Annotated in this window: 1 protein-coding gene; it reads right to left on the bottom strand. The window is 66.8% G+C overall.

Features of this window, described 5'->3' with window-relative positions; translation table 11 throughout:
• Positions 1 to 33: 33 nt before the first annotated feature.
• A protein-coding gene (locus tag EOT10_RS40895; protein WP_127833440.1) for an IS3 family transposase occupies positions 34 to 1,196 on the bottom strand; the annotation gives its coding sequence in 2 pieces (ribosomal slippage) (positions 34 to 909 and positions 912 to 1,196; 1,161 coding nt in all).
• Between the last annotated feature and the right edge of the window lie 69 nt (positions 1,197 to 1,265).

Raw genomic sequence — 1,265 nt, 5'->3', positions numbered from 1 at the left:
CGGGTCTGATGCAGGGTTGGGTGACAGGTTGGGTCACGCGGCCTGGAGGGCCGGTGTGGTCATGACGGTCTCGAATTCGATGGGGGTCAGTCGGCCGAGGGATGCCTGTCTGCGGCGTCGGTGGTAGGTCCGCTCGATCCAGGTCACGATCGCGATCCGCAGTTCCTCGCGGGTGGCCCACGCCCGACGGTCGAGGACGTTCTTCTGCAGCAGACTGAAGAACGACTCCATGGCCGCGTTGTCGCCTGGCGCCCCGACCCTCCCTATCGAACCGGTGATCCGGTGCCGGTCGAGCGCCTGGACGAACTTCCGTGACCGGAACTGGGATCCGCGATCGCTGTGCAGAACGCACCCGGCGACGTTCTCTCGGCGGGCCACGGCGTTGTTCAGGGCGGAGACGGCCAGGCGGGACTTCATCCGTGCGTCGATGGAGTAGCCCACGATCCTCTTGCTGAAGACGTCCTTGACCGCGCAGAGATACAACTTGCCCTCATCCGTGGCGTGTTCGGTGATGTCGGTGAGCCACAACCGGTTCGGGCCGTCCGCCGTGAAATGACGGCGGACGAGGTCGTCGTGGACCGGCGGGCCGGCCTTCTTGGTCCGGCCGCGCTTCTTGCTGAAGACACTCCACCAGCGGTTGTCCCGGCAGATCCGCCAGGCGGTCCGGTCCGCCATGCCGGATCCCGCACTGCGGGCTTCGTCGGCCAGGAAGCGGTAGCCGAACTCCGGATCCTCAAGGTGAGCGTCGAACAACGCGTTCGCGCGAGCGGCCTGCTCGAACTCGGCATCGGTCACCGGCCGCTCCAGCCAGCGGTAGTAGGGCTGTCTGGCGAGCTTCAGGACCCGGCACGTCACCGTGACGGGCACACCGTCTCCGGCCAGCTCTTTCACGAGCGGGTAGATCCTTTTCCCGGCAGATGCGCCTGCGACAGGTAGGCCGCGGCCCGGCGCAATACCTCGTTCTCCTGCTCCAGCAGCTTGATCCGCCGACGTGCTTCCCGTAGTTCCGCGCTCTCCTGGCTGGTCGTCCCAGGCGTTGTCCCGTCGTCGATGTCCGCGCGGCGCATCCATTTCCACAGCGTCATCGCGTGGACTCCGAAGTCGGCGGCCACCTGCTCCACCGTCACGCCCGGGCCGCGGTTCCTCGCGACCCGCACGACGTCCTGGCGGAACTCTTCCGGATAAGGCTTGGGCACAGCGACATCCTTCCCACCCGCCCCACAGGGCAAGCCAGTTCAGATGTCACCCGATCGTGCAGCAGACCC

It is taken from the genome of Streptomyces antnestii (genome assembly GCF_004005495.1).
Lineage (GTDB): Bacteria > Actinomycetota > Actinomycetes > Streptomycetales > Streptomycetaceae > Streptomyces > Streptomyces antnestii.
This window is presented reverse-complemented; position numbering and strand designations above follow the sequence as displayed.